Origin of the sequence: Collinsella sp. D33t1_170424_A12 (assembly GCF_015554865.1) — a bacterium.
Classification (GTDB): Bacteria; Actinomycetota; Coriobacteriia; order Coriobacteriales; family Coriobacteriaceae; genus Collinsella.
This window is the reverse complement of sequence record NZ_JADNJJ010000155.1, coordinates 1-20,164: the sequence shown is the minus strand read 5'-3', so window position 1 is coordinate 20,164 and position 20,164 is coordinate 1. Positions and strand designations below refer to the sequence as shown.

The 20,164-nt window shown below is 62.7% G+C and carries 17 protein-coding genes and 5 tRNA genes; 1 reads left to right on the top strand and 21 read right to left on the bottom strand.

What is annotated here, in order from left to right; translation table 11 throughout:
- From I2E26_RS06790 to I2E26_RS06775, 4 genes are all read right to left on the bottom strand, one after another.
- On the bottom strand, positions 1-293 hold a 293-nt coding region (locus tag I2E26_RS06790; protein WP_195420123.1), incomplete at its 3' end, for a hypothetical protein.
- Positions 290-5,509 (bottom strand): hypothetical protein, encoded by a 5,220-nt coding sequence (locus tag I2E26_RS06785; RefSeq protein WP_195420122.1) that lies wholly within the window; start codon positions 5,507-5,509, stop codon positions 290-292. The genes I2E26_RS06785 and I2E26_RS06790, both read right to left, overlap by 4 nt.
- 334 nt (positions 5,510-5,843) lie before the next feature.
- Entirely contained in the window at positions 5,844-7,076 is a 1,233-nt protein-coding gene (locus tag I2E26_RS06780) for a hypothetical protein (RefSeq protein ID WP_195420121.1), read from the bottom strand.
- Positions 7,073-7,423 (bottom strand): PadR family transcriptional regulator, encoded by a 351-nt coding sequence (locus I2E26_RS06775; RefSeq protein WP_195420120.1) that lies wholly within the window; start codon positions 7,421-7,423, stop codon positions 7,073-7,075. Before I2E26_RS06775 ends, I2E26_RS06780 begins: the two co-directional genes overlap by 4 nt.
- Positions 7,424-7,822: 399 nt before the next feature.
- Here I2E26_RS06775 and I2E26_RS06770 point away from each other — a divergent pair, with 399 nt between their 5' ends.
- Entirely contained in the window at positions 7,823-8,857 is a 1,035-nt protein-coding gene (locus tag I2E26_RS06770; RefSeq protein ID WP_195420119.1) for an acyltransferase family protein, read from the top strand.
- 264 nt (positions 8,858-9,121) lie between these two features.
- On the opposite strand, the gene rplA is transcribed toward I2E26_RS06770, so the two are convergent.
- The 17 genes from rplA to disA all read right to left on the bottom strand — a co-directional run bounded on the left by rplA (position 9,122) and on the right by disA (position 19,969).
- A complete protein-coding gene (gene rplA, locus I2E26_RS06765; RefSeq protein WP_195420118.1) occupies positions 9,122-9,832 on the bottom strand; it encodes a 50S ribosomal protein L1 in 711 nt (236 codons plus the stop codon).
- 95 nt (positions 9,833-9,927) lie between these two features.
- Complete coding sequence (gene rplK / locus I2E26_RS06760) at positions 9,928-10,356, bottom strand: 50S ribosomal protein L11 (RefSeq protein WP_147588854.1); 429 nt, start codon at positions 10,354-10,356, stop codon at positions 9,928-9,930.
- A 115-nt stretch (positions 10,357-10,471) separates the two neighbouring features.
- Positions 10,472-11,008 (bottom strand): transcription termination/antitermination protein NusG, encoded by a 537-nt coding sequence (gene nusG / locus I2E26_RS06755; protein WP_147588855.1) that lies wholly within the window; start codon positions 11,006-11,008, stop codon positions 10,472-10,474.
- A 4-nt stretch (positions 11,009-11,012) separates the two neighbouring features.
- Positions 11,013-11,360: a preprotein translocase subunit SecE gene (gene secE / locus I2E26_RS06750; protein WP_147588856.1), complete on the bottom strand. Its 348-nt coding sequence runs from the start codon at positions 11,358-11,360 to the stop codon at positions 11,013-11,015.
- 76 nt (positions 11,361-11,436) lie between these two features.
- Positions 11,437-11,512 (bottom strand) — tRNA-Trp (locus I2E26_RS06745).
- Between the two features lie 12 nt (positions 11,513-11,524).
- Positions 11,525-11,674, bottom strand: coding sequence for a 50S ribosomal protein L33 (rpmG, locus tag I2E26_RS06740; protein ID WP_147588857.1), 150 nt, complete (start codon positions 11,672-11,674; stop codon positions 11,525-11,527).
- A gap of 203 nt (positions 11,675-11,877) precedes the next feature.
- Positions 11,878-13,068: an elongation factor Tu gene (tuf, locus tag I2E26_RS06735; RefSeq protein ID WP_195420117.1), complete on the bottom strand. Its 1,191-nt coding sequence runs from the start codon at positions 13,066-13,068 to the stop codon at positions 11,878-11,880.
- 96 nt (positions 13,069-13,164) lie between these two features.
- Positions 13,165-13,241 (bottom strand) — tRNA-Met (locus I2E26_RS06730).
- Positions 13,242-13,244: 3 nt separating this feature from the next.
- Positions 13,245-13,320, bottom strand: a tRNA-Thr gene (locus tag I2E26_RS06725).
- 11 nt (positions 13,321-13,331) lie between these two features.
- A tRNA-Tyr gene (locus I2E26_RS06720) sits at positions 13,332-13,413 on the bottom strand.
- Positions 13,414-13,728: 315 nt separating this feature from the next.
- A tRNA-Thr gene (locus I2E26_RS06715) sits at positions 13,729-13,803 on the bottom strand.
- Between the two features lie 76 nt (positions 13,804-13,879).
- Positions 13,880-14,575 (bottom strand): NYN domain-containing protein, encoded by a 696-nt coding sequence (locus I2E26_RS06710; RefSeq protein ID WP_195420116.1) that lies wholly within the window; start codon positions 14,573-14,575, stop codon positions 13,880-13,882.
- Positions 14,576-14,579: 4 nt separating this feature from the next.
- A complete protein-coding gene (gene rlmB, locus I2E26_RS06705; RefSeq protein WP_195420115.1) occupies positions 14,580-15,548 on the bottom strand; it encodes a 23S rRNA (guanosine(2251)-2'-O)-methyltransferase RlmB in 969 nt (322 codons plus the stop codon).
- Between the two features lie 181 nt (positions 15,549-15,729).
- The gene (gene cysS, locus I2E26_RS06700; RefSeq protein WP_195420114.1) at positions 15,730-17,202 is read right to left on the bottom strand and encodes a cysteine--tRNA ligase; all 1,473 of its coding nucleotides are present in this window, start codon (positions 17,200-17,202) and stop codon (positions 15,730-15,732) included.
- 260 nt (positions 17,203-17,462) lie between these two features.
- Complete coding sequence (ispF, locus tag I2E26_RS06695; RefSeq protein ID WP_147588862.1) at positions 17,463-17,951, bottom strand: 2-C-methyl-D-erythritol 2,4-cyclodiphosphate synthase; 489 nt, start codon at positions 17,949-17,951, stop codon at positions 17,463-17,465.
- Positions 17,952-18,143: 192 nt separating this feature from the next.
- Positions 18,144-18,890 carry a 2-C-methyl-D-erythritol 4-phosphate cytidylyltransferase gene (gene ispD / locus I2E26_RS06690; RefSeq protein WP_195420124.1) on the bottom strand — a complete coding sequence of 249 codons (747 nt, stop codon included), beginning with the start codon at positions 18,888-18,890 and terminating at the stop codon, positions 18,144-18,146.
- 8 nt (positions 18,891-18,898) lie between these two features.
- On the bottom strand, positions 18,899-19,969 hold the full coding sequence (disA, locus tag I2E26_RS06685) for a DNA integrity scanning diadenylate cyclase DisA (RefSeq protein ID WP_147588864.1): 1,071 nt from the start codon (positions 19,967-19,969) through the stop codon (positions 18,899-18,901).
- Positions 19,970-20,164 lie beyond the last annotated feature (195 nt).

The following is a 20,164-nucleotide window of genomic DNA, read 5'->3' as shown; positions in this document are numbered from 1 at the left end:
AGCAAGCCGCTCGACGCGTTGTTGGTATTCACGTCGGCTACGCCGGCAGCGGTGATGACGCCCGCGTAGCCACCGATGCAGTTGCCGCCCGCCACGCGTCGCAGGTTCGCCACGTTGCAGCCCGTAGCCTCCGAGCCCGCATGCGTGGCTCCCGCGGACCAGCGGTCCCCGTCCTTGTTGGCATCCGGGAACGTGGCGTCGCCCCAGATCTGGGCGCCCGACGCATAGCCCACGTAGCCGCCCGCATAACCCTGTTCCAGCGATGGATCCGTTCCCGTCGCGCGAACCGTCATGCCCGGCGATACCCCGTAACGCTCGAGCTCTTCGCAACCGGCACCAGCACGTCGAGCGCAGAAAGCAGGTTGTCGAGATTGAGATTGATGAGGTTGAGCAGGTCCACGCTACCGAGGGCGGCGGTGTCCGCGGTCTCCATGGACCCGGCGAATCCGCCCGCCGCGCGCAGCGCGCGAACGAGCTTGGTATCGGTCGCCTGGCCATGCGTGACCACGCCGCCGTGCATGAGGCCCACGTAGCCGCCGGCGATTCCGCCGCGGGTCGCATTCGCCTCGGACGTCGCCTCCCCGCGCCCCGCTACGACGTTAGTGCCATAAATATACGAAGCGATGAACTTGTCGAACTCCTGCTGCGACGGGAACGCCTGGTCGGCCGCCCCGCCGATCTGGGGCCCGTAGCCACCTTGGGATCCCACGTGCTTGGCCCACTCATTCCAGCTGTTGAAATCCATGCCGCGCAGCGGACCCGTGACCTCGGTATGCTCCTGCGTGGGATAGGCAACCTCGAGCGCACCAAGGAGGTTGTTGACCTCGACCAATCCGAACAGCAGGCTCAGATTGCCACCCTTTGCCGTATCCGCGGGCTCGAGCAAGCCGGTGAATCCGCCGGCGAACTCCGCGCCGTACACGCTGCGGATACGCTCCGCCGCCGCATCGCGCTTTTCGCCGCTGTAATGGTTCGACCCGTCGTTCTCCTTCTTCCAGGGAGCGTTGTTGCTTCCCCAGATATGCCCGCCCTCGTTTTGGCCCACGTAACCGCCGGCCATACCGCGCAGCGCCAGCTTATCCGATGGAGCCTGGGCGCGAACGGCACCGCCGCAGGGCACGCAGGTGGTCTTGCTGTTGCGAACCGTGGGCACGAAATCCTGCAGCAACGAGGCAAGCGTGCCGTTGGTGCCGATCAAGCCTTTGAGAATCGACGTGTTGCCCGCCAGGACGCTCGCCACATCGCCCGGCGCGATGCCGCCGGCGTAGCCGCCCGCCTTCACCTGGCCCACGATATAGGAGAAGTTATAGGAGTTGGAATCCTGGATATGGCCGCCTTTGACCTCGCCCGCGAAGCCGCCGGCGCAACCCACGGGATTCTTCGAGCTGCCCGGATCGGCCGAGCCGTCTCCAAGGTCGCCCGCCGGCAGGCTCGTCTCGCTTGACAGGACGGCGAAACCGCCCACGCCGCCGAGCACATCGGAGTGCTCGATCGTGGATACCACGACCGAGAGCGCGCCGGCAATGTCGGTGAGTTTGATGTTCTTGCCGAGAACGTTCAAGCCGTCGCCCACCGAAGCTGCGGAGCCAATGTCCATCTTGCCGATGTAGCCGCCCGCATGGCGCGCCGCGCGCACCGCATAGGAGCTCTTCTTCATGTTGAAATATGACGCGCCGTCGGTGCCCTCGAGGTCCTTCGGCTCGGTTACGCCCGTATGTCGCAGCTGGGTCACGTCGCAGTACGATACCTGCACGCCCGAGCCGTAGCCGATGAAGCCGCCCGCGGAACCGGATTGCGAGTCGAGGGCATCCATGCGCGGCGCCTCGACGACGAAGCCGGGGTTATTCGCATCGGGCGCGGCGGCACCCGAGGTCTGCTCGACCGTGGTGCCGTCGGAGCGCACGCCGGCGCGCACGATCGTGGGGACGTAGGCGTTCAGCACGCCGAGCAAGCCGGTTAGCCCGATATTGAGGGAACCGAGGCCGCCCAGGATGCTCACGCCGCCGTCGGCCGCGGCGAGGGCGCCGGATGTCACCTTGCCGCCGAAGCCGCCGGCATACGCGCCGCCCCGCACGCTTCCAACGTTATAGACCGCCCAAGGAGAACCGGTAGGGTTCTCGAGCTCGCCGCTCTGGAAATCGCCCGCGAAGCCACCGGCGATATCGGCCTTGACGAAGCCGCCGTTGATAAACGAGACATCGACGTTGGTGTAATTGGGCACCAGGTAACCCACGGCGTTCAAGAGGTTGTCGATCTGGATGAGGCCCTTGTCGTCCTTGAGGATGCCCTCGATGGCATCCGCATCGGACACCTCGGCGAGGCCGCCCGTACGCGACGTGCCCACGAAACCGCCTGCCACGCCATGGGGCGTATCAGCCGAGACGGACGCAAGGTTCACGACGTGGCCGTCGGTGACCTCGGCGCTGTTGGCAGAGGCGATAAAGCCCGCCGCAGCGTAATCGCGCCGCTCCCCCGCCCCGTTCGTACCCGTGGCGGCAACAGCCATGCCCCGCTGCACGCCCGCCACCGTGACGCCATCCATCTTGACCTCGAGGCCGGCGCCCACGCCCAGCAGCCCGTTGGCCTTGAGCAGGCCCAGACCGAGCAGGTCGAGGCCGCCCGTAGAGGCCAGCTCGCCCGGCCCCACGGCGCCCGCGAAGCCGGCAGCGTTGTTCTTTGCCGCAACGGATTCGACGTTCGTGATGTTAACGATGCTCGTCGCCGGAGCCTCCGCCGCCGAAGGATAGGCGTCGTCCGCGCGGCCGATCTTGCCGCCCGTCGCCTTGCCGATGCCGCCCGCGGCGCACGACTCGCCCGCGGAGACGACGAGTCCCTCAGACGCGCCCGCCACCGTAGTCGAGCTCACGTTGAACGGCAGGAATCCGCCCACGCCGACCGTATTGTTGATGATGCCGCCCACGGACGCGGTGCCCAGCTCGCCCGCGATGCCGCCGGCGCAGGACTTTTCGGCGCGCACGGAGCGAAGGCCCTCGAGGACGACCGGGCTATTGGTGACCTGGTACGCAACGGTCTTATGGAGCCACAGGCGAATATCCTTCAGGTGCGCCTCATCGGACGCCGCGATTACCGCGCCGTGGCCGCGACCGACCAGGCCGCCCGCATAATCGTTGGCGGACTCCACCGTATATGCACCCGTCATCGACGCGCCGAGAATCTGGGACTCCTCCACGCCCACGAGGGACAGGAGGTTCTGACGCGCTTCGGAATCGCCGGTGAGCAATCCGGTCAGAAGGCCGTTCACACCCGCCAGCAAGTCGCCGTTTCGGTCCTCGGCAGCACCCAGGTCCGTCGCCCAGCCCACGGATGCGATTCCGGTAAAGCCGCCCGCAAGCGCCTTGATCGAGCGGACGTTGTTCTTATTCTCTTCATGCCCCGTGGCGCGCACCGCCATGGCGCCCGCCATCGTCGTATCGACCGCGTAGCTGTTCGCCATCGCGCCCGCGAAGCCACCGGCGTAGCTCGCCGCCTCGACGGTCACATCGACCGAAAGCTCGCAGCCAAACGTCGCGCTCTGGGGCTGGGCCACGCGCACCAGCTCGATGCCGACCTCTTTAAGCGCGCCCTTCATGATGTCGTTGCGCATAAGGCCGGCGAAGCCGCCAACATACAGGCGCCCCCTCACCGTATAGGGATTGGCGCTTGAGACCGCGCAGCCCTGGGCGATACCGCCCGTCAGGGAACCCGCGAAACCTCCGGCATAGTCCTTATCGGTCGCGCCGATCGTCTCGCCCCGCGTGAAATCGCGCACGGCGCAGCCCGCGAGCACGGGATTGAGATAGTCGACCGGAATCAACGATTTAGCATCGATGATGTTGCTATCGAGCAGCAGCGTGATCACATCGCCCAAACCGACGCCGGGAACGATGTTGAGGATTCCGGAAAGCAGCTTCACCAAGCCGTTCAGCAGGCCCGAAATCGCGCCATATATCGTTTCGCCCTGCACATAGCCCACGAAGCCGCCGACATACCCGTTGATGCTCGCTATCGAAACGTTGCGCGCCTCGCAGTCCGCGACCTCGACATCGCCCACCACGCGGCCCGCGAACGCACCGGTCGCCAGGGACGTCGGATCCGCCGCACGGATATCCAGCAGGTTGGACACGAGCTTGCCCAGATTCGGAAGGCCCAGCAATGCCAGAATGGGGCCGAGGATGATATCGAGCAGGCCGCCGAGCAGCTTGCCCAAGGCGCCCACCAACGCGCTCACCAGCGTCTCGTCCACATGGACGCCCGTGAACCCGTTATCCACCTTCACTCCGTCGAGCACGATATTGCGCACCGTCGTGCGATCGGGGCGCTCGAATATGCTCTCGTTATGATAGTTGCTCGAAATGGTGCCGAAGAAGCCGACGCCCGACTGCTCGGCGATGCTAAGCTCGCCCTTCTGAACGATCTCGACGTTGCTGATGACAGGACGTCCCACCGGGGAGACCGCGGGCACACCCGGGAGCGACGTGTCGAATCGCTGCCACAAACTACCTACGACCTGCGGGGCCTCCGCAGTGGCGCCCAGCATGGTGCCGGAGAACATCAGGGGCTTCCACGCCGCGCCCGCCAGATCGATATCGCGGAAGATGATGTAGTTGGCATCGGCGTCGTAGCTCGCACCGCTGTCCTCGATATCCATGTTCGGGTCGATCTCGCCCGTGTTCTGGTTGACGCCGCAGCGGCCAACGGTCTCGAGCGCGCCGCCATCGGCTTTATCGATTTCGCCGAGGATATAGTCCTTCTTGCCATTTTGCGAAGCGAGGAGATCGGCGTCGCCACCATAGAGCATGATGGGATTGCCATCTTTATCTTTGTCGACCTCCCAGCCCTTAAAAGCTACATAAATCGCTTGATACACGGCCGTGTACGCCCTCTTGCCGGACCCGATAGCGCACAGCTGCTGCTCGTTGCCGATGAGGATGTACTTCTTGCCGCCGATCTCCTTCACGACCTGGCCCGCGAAATCGCGGCCGCCCAGCGCATCGACCACAGCGCGGTCGGCAACGACGATCTCGCCGTGGGCGCCGCCTGCTTCCCGAACGACCGTGGCGCCGGGAAGGCTCGCCGCCCCCTCGGCGGCGGACTCCTCGGATGCCTCGCTCAGCTCCTGCGCGCACGCGGCATCAGCGCCGTCCACCGCCGTGTCCCCCGTCGCCGCCGAATCGCCCAGCGTCGTGCGCGCCATCACGGGCTGCGCATCCCCTTGATTCGCATAGACGCCCATGTCCACCGGATCCACCGGATCGGCAGCCTGCTCATACGGGGCGGGCACCCCGGCGGAAGCGGCCGCCAGGCCCTCCTCCGATGAATCAGATCCCTTATCGGGCTCCTCTGCCTGCAAGCTGCTCTCGTGCTGGAGCGACGATGCGACAGACGCCTGGTACACATCGTCGAGCTGGCGCGACAGCCGCCACGCCCCCACCGAGGCGGGGAAAGACCCCATGCCCATCGAAAGGACCAAGGTGCCGATTATTGATTTGTACAAGAGCCCGTGTTTCATACAGCGCATCCGTTATCAACCGTAACAATCGTTCGCAGAGTCAGCCGTCCTCCCACGCCATTCCTATCTCATGGGGGTTAGGCGTATACAGATTAACAAATGATAATGCTACTGTACAGGACTAAAGAGATTTGATGCTTATCCCCTATCAATCGCGCGAACGTTGCGCATCTCGCGTCTTCACGTGTCGAGGCGTCTCGTCGCTGTTCGGCGCACACCCCACCGAAGTCCGCTCCCAAGGCATCGGGTACAAAAACGCCTTCCATTTCCCGATGGTCGAGAAATGGGAGGCGGTTCGAGCCAACGGCCCCTATCGCATGTTGTACGCGGCGCCTTACAATCGTTCCGCCGCCTCGACCAGGTGCTCGGCAAACTTGCGACCGTACAGGTGCCCCTCCTTGAGCTGCTGCCAGCCCGAGGCGCTCATCATATCCGGCGAAAGCATGCAGCCATAGCTTCCCTGCACCTTGTCGCGCGTAAACGCGTAGCAGCTCTCCTCGTTTGGCTCGTCGCTCTCGGTCACGGTCACGCGCACCTCGTTGACGCGGGGCATCGCGCATAGAAGCGCGGCAGCATTGTATGCAAGCGCCACATCGACCGAATCCCCATCGTACGCATCGGGGACGCAGCGATACGCCAAGGACAGCACGTCGACGCCCTTCGTAACATCGACGTCCTGCGCCCACGATGCCAGGGGCAGCGCACGAACCAACGCCTCCACCGCAGCGGCATCGGCCAGATCCGTGTCTGCGTACGCCTCGATATCCGCTGCCGTCGCGTTGACAACCGATGCCACCAGCTCGTCGGCCGGCGCGCCATCAAAGGTAATCGCACCGTTTGCATCCACCACGATCGCATCGTCCGCATTCGACCGGCCCGGATTCGCCGTTGCCTGCGGCGACGGGGCCGTTGCACCCTCATCCTCGATGGCGTCTACGGAAGCCGTGATATCGGTGCGGGCCTCGTCCAATCGCGCTGCGCCGGTCACCAACCGCAATCCAAGCCCGAGCAACACGAAGGCCGCGAATACGCCCAGGGCCGCAATCGACCACTTCATGAACGTCGAGCCCTCGACGCCGCGATGCCGGTCCCCCTCAACGTCCTCGATCTGCTCAGCCGCTTGCGCGGGAGGCACCGGTGCGCTCGAACCCGCATCGACAGAGGACGAGGCGGATAGGGTCTCAAGGGCCTGCTCGGCCACCGCTCCGTACCCGTCGGCTTCCGTCTCCGCGACCGCCGCACCGCCATCCTGGCTCTCGGTCTGCGACGCAGCGCCACCGCCTTCAACGCGGTCCAAGCCCGCAATCTCTCCTTGGTCTACAGGGCCTCCCGCCTGCGGTCCTTCGACTAGCACATCGTCACCCGTGGCATGCCCCAGCACGTCTTCGATGCTCGTAAGGCTCGCCTTCGTGCGCGCAAGCGCATCATCGCTCGCAACGCCCTGGTTCAGATAGTCCTCATAACGGGCAACCAGGTTGCCGTACACTTCTTCTTTCAATTCGATAACGTCCCTCGACAGCACCCTGCCCTCGAACAGGTGCTCGACATACATACGGAGCTCGTTCATCGCTCCCCTCCATCCACATGTAAGAGCCGATCGATAATCTCGCGCACATGTATCCAGCGCGCCGTAGCCTCCTGAAGTTCCTGGCGACCGTCGTCGGTGATCCGGTAATACTTGCGACGCGCCCCCTGCGTTTCATCGCCCCAATACCCCTCGATACACGCCTGCTTCTCGAGCCGCTTCAGACTTGTATAGAGCGATGGCTCCTTGAGCTCATACGCCCCCTTGCTCGCCGTTGATACCTCTTTGAGAATCTCATACCCATAGCTGTCACCACCGGAAAGCACCTGCAAAATGATGGCGTCGATATTACCCCGCACCAAATCGCTTACAGCATCTCGTGATGCCACCGTGCTCACCTCCTCTGAAGATTGCTTGCACGGTATCACTGTATCACAAGTACTATGCGTGTTGAGGTACTATGGCTCGCGCTGGCAAACGGTGGGTTAAACTTGGCAAGCGGCCACAACCAGACTGAGCGCTCCGCGCCCCAGGCGATCGCTTGCCCGCGCTTCATTCGGCGCGACGGCGCTACCGCGCTATTCGCTCCCGCCAAGGTCGCAGGGAGCCGCCTTCGCGTACGCGACCACCCCCCCGCGGCCACACGACATCATCTACTTCGAAGACGCGTGAAAAGCAGATGGATGCGCGATCGAGTTGCAAAAGCCTGATAGGATTGCTCCTCGTGCGATGGACCAAACGGCGCCGCGCATGATGATCCTCAACCGATACCGACCTGGAGGCGATTCTTGGCCGACACCGCTCGCGAACACGCCCCGCGCGCACAACAGCGCGTAGCGCTCTTCGACAACCTCAAGGGCTTGCTGATCATCCTGGTGGTATGTGGCCATATAGTGCACCCGGTCCACAACAGCAACCCCGTGCTCAGCGCATGCTTCGATGTGATCTATCTCTTCCACATGCCCATGTTCGTACTGATATCGGGCCTATTTGCCAAGAGCACGTATCGAGACGGCCACCTCAATATCAATCGCATCATCTCGTTTGCAATGCTGGGCCTCTTGTTTCAAGGCGCGCTGCTGTTGGTAAACGGAACGCCTGTCACGCCGCTCTCGCTGCTTCGATTTCCGTCCGCGCCCTGGTACCTCATCGCCATGGCATGGTGGTCTTCCGCCACTCCCCTGCTGGCAAAACTCAGGCCCGTCCTTGGAATGGCGATCACGCTGGCACTCAGTCTGCTGAGCGGATGCATCGAGCTCGAAGGCGGATTCCTCGCCCTCGGAAGAACGCTGGCGTTTGCACCCTGGTTCGCACTAGGCTACTACGCATCGCGCGCGCAGTTGGAGCATCTAAGAACCAGGAAGTTTTGCTGGGCCGCCGTTGCGTTCGCATCCCTCATCATTGCCGCCCGCATCGTCGATCCGCATGCCTATGAAGCCTTCATCCCCATGGTCTATGGGGACAATCCCTATGAAGGAACGCTTGTAGCTGGTATTGCCAGCCGAATCACCGCCATGCTTGTCGCAGCGGTATGCTCGCTTGCGATTCTTAAGCTCACGCCCTCTACCTCAGGCAAGCTAACCGTACTGGGGCGCAGAACGCTGCAAATCTATGTACTCCATCGGCTGATTCGCGCCGCGCTCACCTTCCGGACTGGCTTTTACGACCAGCCGATACTCGATGAGCCTGTTGCCGGCACGATCATTCTACTGACCCTGAGCGCAAGCGTCGTCTACGTAACCAGCTGGGGCGCACTCGAGCGCCCGTTCAACAGCTTGCTTACTATTGCCTGGGACAAGTTGCTCCCTCGTAGGAATCGTTAATCGAGCGCCACGACATACGAGTGCACACAGCCACCGATGTACGGACCAGCACCATATGGCGCTCATCAATTCCGTGGACACGCCGTACAGGGTAGGACCCAGATCGACATCGACCCTCAACGCCGCGCTAGCCAGCGTCTGCGGTGCAGCAGGCCATCGCTTGATTCATCCATGGTGCAAGCCGATATAGGATTTGAATCGCCGCAAAAAAGAAAAACCCGGCCTCAAAAAGAGACCGGGTTGAATCGAGCGTTGAACTCGAGGTTACTCAGCGAGGAAGTTACGCTGAATAGCAGAGTCGACCTTGACGCCAGGGCCCATCGTGGAGGAGATGGAGATGGACTTCACGTAACGACCCTTGGCGGAAGCCGGCTTCACGCGCAGGATCTCGGTGTAGAGAGCTGCGTAGTTCTCAACGAGCTTCTCGACCTCGAAGGAAGCCTTGCCCAGGGGCACGTGGCAGATGCCGTAGCGATCGGCACGATACTCAACGCGACCAGCCTTGAGCTCGCCAACCATCTTGGCAACGTCCATGGTGACGGTGCCGAGCTTGGGGTTGGGCATAAGGCCACGGGGACCGAGGATCTTACCGATGCGGCCAACCTTGGCCATCATGTTCGGGGTAGCGATCGCAGCGTCGAAGTTGATCTCGCCAGCCTGGATGGCAGCGACGAGCTCGTCGGAGCCGATAACGTCGGCGCCGGCCTCTTCGGCCTCGCGAGCCTTCTCGCCCTCGGCGAAGACGGCGACACGAACGGTCTTGCCGGTGCCGTGGGGCAGGGAGATGGAGCCGCGGATGTTCTGGTCGGCCTTGCGGGTATCGATACCCAGGCGGAAGTGAGCCTCGACGGTCTCATCGAACTTGGCGGTTGCGAGCTCCTTAACGAGCGTGGCAGCCTGGAGCGGCGTGTAGAGCTGAGTGCGGTCTACCTTCTCGGCAGCGGCGCGGTAGTTCTTACCATGGTGCTGAGCCATTGTATTACCTCCTGTGGTGCATACGGGCGCTATGCCCTTCCACATCGTGCACGCAAGCGTGCGTTAACAAAAACCAAAGGTTAGATGCGATCGATCTACTCGGCGATGGTGACACCCATGGAACGAGCGGTACCGGCGACGATCTTCTTAGCGGCCTCGATGTCGTTGGCGTTGAGGTCGGGCATCTTGATCTCGGCGATCTTGGTGAGCTGCTCATCGGTGAGCTGGCCGACCTTGTCGCGCTGGGGAACAGCAGAGCCGCCCTTGAGCTTGAGCTCCTTCTTGATCAGGTGAGCCGCAGGCGGGGTCTTGCAGATGAAGGTGAAGGTGCGATCCTCGTAGACGGTGATCTCGACGGGGATGATGTCACCCATCTTGTCCTGCGTGGCAGCGTTGAACGCCTGGCAGAACTGCATGATGTTGACCTGGGCAGCACCGAGGGCGGGGCCGACCGGAGGAGCCGGGTTAGCCTGACCGGCGGGAATCTGAAGCTTAATGACGGTGGCAATCTTCTTCTCGGCCATTGTCATTCCTTTCCGAACACGAATGAACTTGCTATATCGTCAGCGCGTACACGCTAGAAGCACTCTCGCAGATGAGCGGTCCGCAAGAGAAGCACGCATGCGCGAACGGACAAACTTAGGCGATGATCTCGATCTGATCGAACGTAAGCTCGACCGGAGTCTCGCGACCAAAGATGAGCAGAGCGACTTTGACCTTGCCCTGCTCGGCGTTGACCTCGGAAACCTGGCCATCGAAATCGGCGAGGGGACCAGAGGTAACGCGAACGGAGGTACCCACCTCGAGATTGACCGCAGTACGCTTCGGGCTGTTACCCTTATCGGACTTGCGCATCATCTTGTTGTACTCTTCACGAGACAACGGAGAGGGCTTGCCGTTACCACCCAGGAAACCGGTGACGCCGGGCGTATTGCGAACGCACGTCCAGGAGTCGTCATCCATCTCCATACGAACGAGAACATAACCAGGGAAGATCTTCTCGTCCTTGGTCTCGCGCTTGCCACCCTCTTTGATCTCGGTGACGCGCTCCATGGGAATCTGGATATCAAAGATGCGGTCCTGCATACCCATGGTCTCGATACGATGCTCGAGATCGGACTTAACGCGGTTCTCGTACCCCGAATAGGTGTGAACTACATACCAGCGCTTGGACATGGTCCTACCCCCTCAGACCGGAGAAGAGCACCAGGCCCTCGCCGATGACCGCGTCGAGCAGCGCGATAACGACGCCGACGACGATCAGGGAAACGCAGACCGTAAGGGAGTAGTTAACGAGCTCCTTCTTAGACGGCCACACGACGCGCTTCATCTCGGACTTAACCGAGCGCATGTACTCCTTGATACGAGCGAAGAAGCCGGGCTTCTCCTTCTTAGTGGACTTCGAGGACTTCTTAGCCGGAGCAGCGTCCTTCTTGGCGACTGCCTTCTTGGCCTCGACCTTGGAAGAAGCGTTGGCAGCATTCTGCTCGCTGCTCGACTGGTCCTTCTTAATCTTCTTGTTGGCCATGGATCTTACCTCCGGCACAAACCCTATATAACAGTAGAAACCGTAAGCCCCCAATGGAGGCTTACGGATAAAAGACTGGCACGCCAGGAAGGACTCGAACCCTCAACACTCGGTTTTGGAGACCGATGCTCTACCAATTGAACTACTGGCGTAAATACAAGAGACTAGCGGGTCTCTTTGTGAACAGTGTGCTTACGGCACCAAGGGCAATACTTCTTGATCTCCATACGATCAGGCATGTTTGCCTTGTTCTTGGTGGTCGTGTAATTGCGACGCTTGCACTCGGTGCAGGCAAGTGTAACGAGAGTACGCATAAAGTCTGAACCTCCAAATACCGCCCTTATCACAGGGCACGGTCGCTAATACTAGCATCCGGCATCTTCTTCTGTCAATGCTCGGCGGTACTATTTTGGCCGTTCTGCAAAATCGCTACACAATTCGACAGACATCAACAGATAAATAAACCCGGTACCCCGAAAGGAGCCGGGTCTAAAAGATCAATCAGACCGAGTAGTTACTACTCAATGATGGTGCTGACGATGCCCGAACCAACGGTGTGGCCACCCTCGCGGATAGCGAAGCGCAGGCCCTCCTCCATGGCGATCGGGTGAATGAGGTTGCCCTCGATGGTGACATGGTCACCAGGCATGGCCATCTCGGTGCCCTCGGGGAGCTTGACGGAGCCGGTCACGTCAGTGGTACGGAAGTAGAACTGCGGACGATAACCGTCGAAGAACGGGGTGTGACGGCCGCCCTCCTCCTTGGTCAGAACGTAGATCTCACCGGTGAACTTGGTGTGCGGGGTAACCGAACCGGGCTTGCAGAGAACCTGGCCGCGCTCGATGTCCTCGCGCTTCACGCCACGGAGCAGAATGCCGACGTTGTCGCCAGCCTCGCAGAAGTCCATGGACTTGCGGAACATCTCGATGCCGGTAGCAACGGAGTTCGAGGTCTCCTTGATGCCGACGATCTCGACGGGGTCGTTGAGGCGGAGCTCGCCGCGCTCGACACGACCGGTAGCAACGGTACCACGGCCGGAGATGGTCATGGTGTCCTCAACAGCCATGAGGAAGGGCTTCTCGTTGTCGCGCTCGGGCGTCGGGATGTACTCGTCGACAGCAGCCATGAGCTCACGGACGGAGTCGACCCACTTCTGCTCGCCGTTGAGAGCGCCCAGAGCGGAGCCGCGGATGACGGGGATGTCGTCGCCCGGGAAGTCGTACTCGGAGAGGAGCTCACGGGTCTCCATCTCGACGAGGTCGATGAGCTCGTCGTCGTCAACCATGTCGCACTTGTTCAGGAAGATGACGATGTAGGGAACGCCGACCTGACGGGCGAGCAGGATGTGCTCGCGGGTCTGAGCCATGGGGCCGTCGGTAGCAGCGATAACCAGGATAGCGCCGTCCATCTGAGCAGCACCGGAGATCATGTTCTTGACGTAGTCGGCGTGGCCGGGGCAGTCAACATGAGCGTAGTGGCGGTTCTGGGTCTCGTACTCAACGTGGGAGACGGAGATCGTAATACCACGCTCGCGCTCCTCGGGAGCCTTGTCGATGTTCTCGAACGCGGTGAAGTCAGCCTTGCAGCCCTCGGTCTCGGAGAGAACCTTGGTGATGGCAGCCGTCAGCGTGGTCTTGCCGTGGTCAACGTGACCGATGGTGCCGATGTTAACATGCGGCTTAGTGCGCTCAAACTTTTCCTTGGCCATGAAGCCCTCCTCCTTAAAGGTCGTCCCCCTTTGGGACTATGCCTTCTTAACCCTAAGTGGCTCCCCCGATTTCCCGGTAGAGCCACTCGAATTACCTGGTAGCGGTGACTGGATTCGAACCAGTGACGCCACGGGTATGAACCGTGTGCTCTAACCAGCTGAGCTACACCGCCGACTGGAGCCTGCAACCAGACTTGAACTGGTGACCTCTTCGTTACCAACGAAGTGCTCTACCGACTGAGCTATACAGGCACGTGAACGGGTGGGAGCTATAGGATTCGAACCTATGTAGGCAGAGCCAACGGGTTTACAGCCCGTCCCCATTAACCACTCGGGCAAACTCCCTTGCGTTCAACGTCTTGAAATCGGCTTGCCTTTCGGCGTGTCGTTTTCAAGCAAGAGAATAGTACGGTGCGACGGGGTATCGTGTCAACCAGATTTCTATTATACACGCGCCCGGGCGTATCCATATGTTCGGAAAACACCTTATAGTGTTTTAATCTGATAAAGCATTTGCTTTGCATTCGTTTTCGTTTTTACTGATAGAAATATTGCTCAAGCGCGTGTTTTTCCCCGATCACATCCAGAACAGGCTTGCTTTACGTCCCTTTATGGCAAAAAAACCCGGCCTCCGCTCGGGAGACCGGGTTTCTTACTCACTGGAGCCAGCGACAGGAATCGAACCCGCAACCCACTGATTACAAATCAGTTGCTCTACCGTTGAGCCACGCTGGCGCTTCGGGCTTTCGCGCAAAGCGTATTCAGAATACTCAAAGATACGCTCAGCGGCAAGGTGGTAATTGACATCACGCTATCGACCGCGCAGGGCCTGAAGCTTGGCGCGTGCCTCGGGCGACAACCGGCTTCCCAGCGTCATCTTCATGGCAGGCTCCTCCTCGCGCATGCGCTCGAAATCGTGCTCGATGCTCGCGATCTCCTCCACCAGCATGCGCGCGGAGATGCGCGTCACGCCCTTACCCATCACGGTTGCCTGAATGGTGCCGTCGCTCGTCACGACCGAGCAGGCGCGACCCTCTTCGCGGGCCTCGGTGCACAGCTGCTGGATCACCGTGTCGGCTGGAACGCCCGTTGGCGAAAACTCGATGCGGATGCCCGCGGCCGGCAGGTTCGGTCGCTCGGGGTTCACGTTGCCGGCACCGTCGAAAACAACAACGGCTTCGTAGCTGCCCTGGGCAAAGGCGGCGACATCGGCGATGAGCGCCATACGGGCCGAATCGAACACATCATGCGAATATGGTTCGTCCGAGCGATCGAAGATGAGCTTCTCGTATTTGGGCGTGGCATGAATGATGTTGTAACCATCCACCACGAGCAGCTCCTTCTTGCCCGAGGCGTTCATCCCGCGCGGTGGGACGCCCGTGGGCGCACCGAGCGCGTTACCCGAGCCGTACGCACCCACGCCATATGTGGAGGCCGAGACCGTCTCGCGCACCGATGACTCGCCGAAACGCTTAGCCTTGGATTTCGCCCTGTTCTTCTTCGTCATGGCGCTACTCCCCTGCCCGCATGGAAGCGTCGGCGAGCTGCGCGTAGTTGCGGCGCAGCCACTCGAAGCACAGCGACGTGGCGGCCTGGGCGACGTTCAGGCTCTCCGTCTGCCCCAGCTGCGGCAGCTTGGTAAGGAAATCGCACTTGTCGAGTACGAGGCGCGAGATGCCCTCGCCCTCCGACCCCATCACGAGCGCCACGCGGCCCTCGAACGGAGCGTCCCAGCACACACCCTCGGCATGCTCGGAGGCACCACCGACCCAGAAGCCGGCTTCCTTGAGGTCATCGAGGGCGCGGGCGATGTTGGGGACCTGCGCGATGGGCAGATGCATGACCGCACCGGCCGACGTCTTGTACGTGGCAACGGTCACCTCGGCTGCGCGCTTGTTGGCGATGACAACGCCCGCGGCACCCACGACCTCGGCCGAACGCACGATGGCGCCGAAGTTACCGGCGTCGGTCACGTGGTCGAGCACGAGCACCAGCGCGGGGCCCTCGCCGGCACGCGCGATGATATCGGAGAGATCGGCGTAAGGGTACTTGCCCACCTCGAGCGCGATGCCCTGATGGGCACCATGGCTCGAGATCTCGTCGAGCTTGGCCCGCGGCACGCTCTTGACGTTCACGTTCGCCTCGCCCAGCGCCAGCAGCAGGTCGCGGATGGCGGGCTCGCGCTCCACGCCCTCCGCGATCAGCGCGCGGCGGATGGGAAAGCCGGTGCGGAGCGCTTCGAACGCGGCGCGACGGCCCTCGATGTAGTTGCCCGCGGCTGCGGGACGGGTATCGCGACGGGAAGCCGGCGCCATCTGGAGGTCGCGAGGCGTACGTTCGGCCCGCTGGGGACCGCGGCGGCCTGCGGACGCGGCGCCGCGCTCACCGCGCGGGGAACGCCCCTTCGCGCGCGCGTCGGCGGCTCGCCCGCCCTTGCCCGCACCGCCGTCTCGGCGCTGCACCCGTTTCTTCTCTGCCATCGTTCGGCCCCCTTCTTCGTTACTCAAATCCGCCCTATTGTCGCATGCGCACCATGGCGCCGCAGCGCCGTTTGCCGCCCTCCACAACATGGCTCTTTCTAAACAACGCCGCACCCGGCCAAAGGCGGATGCGGCGTGAAACCTCAATTTAGTGCCTGTCCCTAATCTGAGACGGGGCGTTCTAGGAAGCGAGGTGCTTGATGCGGGAGCCGGCGGCGGTGTCCTCGATGGCGAGGCCGAGCTCCTTCAGGCGGTCGCGGATGGCGTCGGCGGTGCCCCAGTCCTTCGCGGCACGAGCGGCGGCGCGAGCGGAGAGGATGGCCTCGGCGGCCGCGTCCACGTCATCGCCCTCGAAGCCCACGAGCTCGGCGGCCACGGCCGCGAGCTCGGCGGGCAGCGGCTCCTCGATCACAGGGAGTTCGACGCCCAGCTGCGCGAGCGCGCCGCTGATGACGGCGGCGCAGACGCGCGCGGCGTCCTCGTCCACCGCGCCGGCGGCCTGCTCGAGGTACTTGTTGGCCTCGGTCACGAGCTGGAAGTAGGCGGCCACGGCGCCGGCGGTGTTGAAGTCGTCATCCATGCAGGCCTCGTAGTCGGCGGCGGCCTTTTCCATGGCGGCGGTCAGCGCATCGGCGAGCTCGGCGTTCGGCTCCCCCTCCGCGTGGTCGGCCGCCCACTTGAGGTTGCGGCAGGTGCCGGCGATGCGCGCGAGCGAGTTCTCGGCGCCCTCGAGGCGCTCCCAGGAGAAGTCGAGCGGGCTGCGGTAGTGGGTCTGCAGCATGAGCAGGCGCAAGGCCGCGGCGGAGTGCTTCTCGAGCACCTCGGCCAGGGTGAAGAAGTTGCCCAGGCTCTTGCTCATCTTCTCGCCGTCGACGAGCAGCATGCCCGTGTGCATCCAGGTGTTGGCGAAGCCCTCATGCCAGGCGCAGGTGGCCTGGGCGCACTCGTTCTCGTGATGCGGGAAGGCGAGGTCGGAGCCGCCGCCGTGGATGTCGATGGGCGTGCCCAGATAGCGGTGCACCATGGCGGCGCACTCGGTGTGCCAGCCGGGACGGCCCTCGCCCCACGGGCTCTTCCAGGAAGGCTCGCCAGGCTTGGCGGCCTTCCACAGGGCGAAGTCCAGCGGATCGCGCTTGTCCTCGTTCTCCTCGATGCGGGCGCCCACCATGAGGTCGTCGATGTTGCGGCCGGAGACCTCGCCGTAAGAGGGATCGCTGCGCACGGAGAAGTACACGTCGCCGTTGTCGGCCGCGTAGGCGTGGCCGCCGTCGACCAGCGTCTTGATCATGCCGATCATGGAGCCGATCTCCTTGGTAGCGCGCGGGCGGACGTCCGGGTCGAGCACGTTGGCGGCGCGCATGACGCCGATGAACTTGTCCGAGAACTCGGTGGCGACATCCTCCGCGGTGCGGCCCTGCTCGTTGGCGCGCTTGATGATCTTGTCGTCCACGTCGGTGAGGTTCTGGGCGAACGTGACCTCGTAGCCGCTCGCGATGAGCCAGCGGCGGATCACGTCGAAGCTGATGAAGGTGCGGGCGTTGCCGATATGGATGTTGTCGTAGACGGTGGGGCCGCACACGTACACGCGGACTTTACCCTCCTCGATGGGGTGGAAGTCCTCTTTTTGATGGGTGGCGCTGTTGTAGATCTTCATAAGCAACTCCTCCTGGGCCGCTCGGGGGCGTTTCGTCCGGCGCTCGGACAGTCCTGCGCAAGACGCAGAGTCCGCTGGACTCTGCTTTGCGTGCGGAACTCGCGGCGGACGAAACGCCCCCGAGCGACCTTGGCAATCGTATACGTGACAGTCTATACGAGCGGACAACCTTGCAGAAGCGGGGACTTCCGCCTCGTCGGGCGTGGGAATCCGCTCGGAAAGGAAAGGGGGGAAATAGCGAACCGCCGCGGGCGGTTCTTTCAGATACATCGCTCCAGCAGGCAGACGGCCCAGGCTCCTATGCCCTCGCCTTCGCCCTCCCAGCCGAGGCGCTCCGTCGTGGTGGCCTTCACGCCCACGCTCTCAACCGAACAACCGATCGCGCGCGCAAGATTCTCGCGCATGGCGTCGCGGTGCGGGGTGATCTTGGGTTCCTGGCACGCCAAGGTGCAGTCGGCGTCTACGAACTCGTAGCCCAGGGCTCGCGCATGCTCCATCACACGGGCGAGCAGCACCAGAGAGTCCGCCCCCTCGAACGCGGGGTCGGTATCGGGAAAAAGCTTGCCGATATCGCCGCCACGGCAGGCGCCGAGGATGGCATCCGCAAGCGCATGGGCCAACACGTCGGCATCGCTGTGGCCGAGCAGCCCCTTATCATGCGGGATATCTACGCCCCCGATGATGCAGCGCCGACCCTCCACCAGCCGATGGACGTCGTAACCATGCCCTATACGCAGGTTCGTTGCCATGAGACCTCCCCGAGAAGTGCATCGACAGACTGTCTGCGACGACGGGCCGCCCAACCTAACCGGGGCCCATCCTCGCAACCTATGACTATACCCTGTTTCGCACAAGGCCCCCGGCGCGGCGTCCGAACGCACGCGGCTGCGCACCCATCGGATTCGACATACCGGGTCGGAAACGCACGGTAGCCTCGAAACCTATCCCCGGCTCCGTAAAACGCCCGTATCTTGAGCGCGCTCGGCGTCGCTCATGCGGCCCAGCAGGATCGCCGTCACGGGACGCAGGTCCTCGGGCACCGTTACCTTGAGGTTGTCGCGCGGGCTCTCCACGCATCGAACGACACCGCCCACGCGCTCGACCAACGACGAGTCATCGGTCCCTACGAAGCCCTCAGCAAGCGCTGCCTCGTGCGCGCGGCGCACCGCATCGACGCCGAAGACCTGCGGCGTCTGCGCCGCCCAATACAGACTGCGCGGCGGCGTCTCAGCGATGCGCGACCCGTCAACGATCTTAAGCGTATCGATCGCGGGCTGCCCGCATACGACGCCGTCGAGCGAGCGGTCGTCCTCAAGTGCGCAAATCGCACGATCGATGGCCTCGGTCGTGATCAGCGGCCGCGCGCCGTCGTGAATCGCCACGTACTCGAAGCCCTCGGGCACCGCTGCCACGCCGGCGCGCGTGGAGTCCTGGCGCGTCTCGCCCGCATCGGCGAAGGTGATGGGGGTAGCGAACTCAAAAGGATCGATGGCGAGGCGGCGCATCTCGTCCCGGCGCTCCGCAGGACACACCACGACGATGTGGCCCACAAGGACCGAGCGGTCGAACGCCATGATCGACCAGGTCATAAGGGGGCGCCCCGCAACGCTCACCAGCTGCTTGCCGCCGGGATTGCCGAATCGGCTGCCGCTGCCGCCCGACACCACAACGGCGCATACGGTCGCCATCTGCGCCACTATGCCGCACCTCCGCCACGCTTGCCCTGCATGCGATAGAGGGAGTCGGCAAGGATCGCCGGGTTGTTCACGCCGAAATCGCCCAGACGCTCCGGATCGCGGTTGATATCGTCCATGAGGTCCTGCAGCGAACCATACTCGTCCACGATCTTCTCCGCCACGCCGTCGCGCACGACGGACACGCGCGAGAGCGTACGCAGGCCCAGCGGCGTGAGCACGGAATCCTCGTCCAGGTTGTCGTAGCCAAGCACCTCGGCCACGCGCTTGGGATTGGTGAGGTCCTGCGCCTGCATCTCGCCGAAGCGCTCGCGGATACGGGCAGCGTTCTCATGCGAGGAGTCCGCCGCATAGTCGCGAATCATCAGGTTGTACTCGTCGTCCATGTTGTCGCCCGCGAGCTGCTCCAGCTGCATGCTCACCAGTTTGCCCTGAACGCCCAGCTCCTCGATACAGGTCTCGAGCTCGGACTTTGCCTGCTGCATGATCTCGAAGCTCGAGAAGATGCTGGTGATATCGGCAAGCGTGACGTAGTCGTCGAGCTCGAGGGCGGTGAGGCGCAGCAGCGAGCGATCGAGCGAGGTTCGCGTGGTCTGAAGCGTCGCGACCAGCTGGTTTACGGAGCTCATGATCTCCGCCACGGGCTTCAGCTGGTAAGAGCGCCCGTTCACGTACACGTTCACCACGCCGCGGCGCTCGGAGACCGAGATCACGATGGCATCGGTGAGAACGCTCATGCGCGCGGCGGTACGATGGCGCATGCCCGTCTCGCTCGTAGCGAGCGACGGGTCGGGGTTGAGATGGAAGTTCGCGCGCAGGATCTGGGTGAGGTCCTCGTCCACGACGATGGCGCCATCCATCTTGCACAGCTCGAACAAGCGGTTCGATGTGAACGAGATACTCAACGGGAAGCCGTCGTTGCCAGACGCCAGCACGTGCTCGGTATCGCCCACGCATATGAGCGCGCCGATATGGCCCGCTATGATCATGTCGAGCGCCGTGCGAATCGGCTGGCCGGGTGCCGTGAGGCGAATCGCCTCCTGCATCCGCTTCTGCGTATCCGTCTTGTCCAAACCGCTACCCCCGTTCTATCCCAAACTAAGTGCATTCTCGCATATACCCAGGGCAGCCGCGCCCGAATAACCGTTTGTCTATAGAAAAGAAAGAGTCCCGACGCCCTCCATAACCGTCGCATGCAAAGACGATATGAGTTGAACATTGGGGCCCCTCCCCTTGTAGCTCTATCGTGGGTCGGGCGACAATGGTCG

Bases quoted from the DNA above. Each gene is read 5' to 3' on its own strand.
- I2E26_RS06785 (WP_195420122.1), bottom strand. From the start codon at position 5,509: ATGAAACACGGGCTCTTGTACAAATCAATAATCGGCACCTTGGTCCTT.
- I2E26_RS06780 (WP_195420121.1), bottom strand. From the start codon at position 7,076: ATGAACGAGCTCCGTATGTATGTCGAGCACCTGTTCGAGGGCAGGGTG.
- rplA (WP_195420118.1), bottom strand. From the start codon at position 9,832: ATGGCTCAGCACCATGGTAAGAACTACCGCGCCGCTGCCGAGAAGGTA.
- rplK (WP_147588854.1), bottom strand. From the start codon at position 10,356: ATGGCCGAGAAGAAGATTGCCACCGTCATTAAGCTTCAGATTCCCGCC.
- nusG (WP_147588855.1), bottom strand. From the start codon at position 11,008: ATGTCCAAGCGCTGGTATGTAGTTCACACCTATTCGGGGTACGAGAAC.
- secE (WP_147588856.1), bottom strand. From the start codon at position 11,360: ATGGCCAACAAGAAGATTAAGAAGGACCAGTCGAGCAGCGAGCAGAAT.
- rpmG (WP_147588857.1), bottom strand. From the start codon at position 11,674: ATGCGTACTCTCGTTACACTTGCCTGCACCGAGTGCAAGCGTCGCAAT.
- tuf (WP_195420117.1), bottom strand. From the start codon at position 13,068: ATGGCCAAGGAAAAGTTTGAGCGCACTAAGCCGCATGTTAACATCGGC.
- I2E26_RS06710 (WP_195420116.1), bottom strand. From the start codon at position 14,575: ATGACGAAGAAGAACAGGGCGAAATCCAAGGCTAAGCGTTTCGGCGAG.
- rlmB (WP_195420115.1), bottom strand. From the start codon at position 15,548: ATGGCAGAGAAGAAACGGGTGCAGCGCCGAGACGGCGGTGCGGGCAAG.
- cysS (WP_195420114.1), bottom strand. From the start codon at position 17,202: ATGAAGATCTACAACAGCGCCACCCATCAAAAAGAGGACTTCCACCCC.
- ispF (WP_147588862.1), bottom strand. From the start codon at position 17,951: ATGGCAACGAACCTGCGTATAGGGCATGGTTACGACGTCCATCGGCTG.
- ispD (WP_195420124.1), bottom strand. From the start codon at position 18,890: ATGGCGACCGTATGCGCCGTTGTGGTGTCGGGCGGCAGCGGCAGCCGA.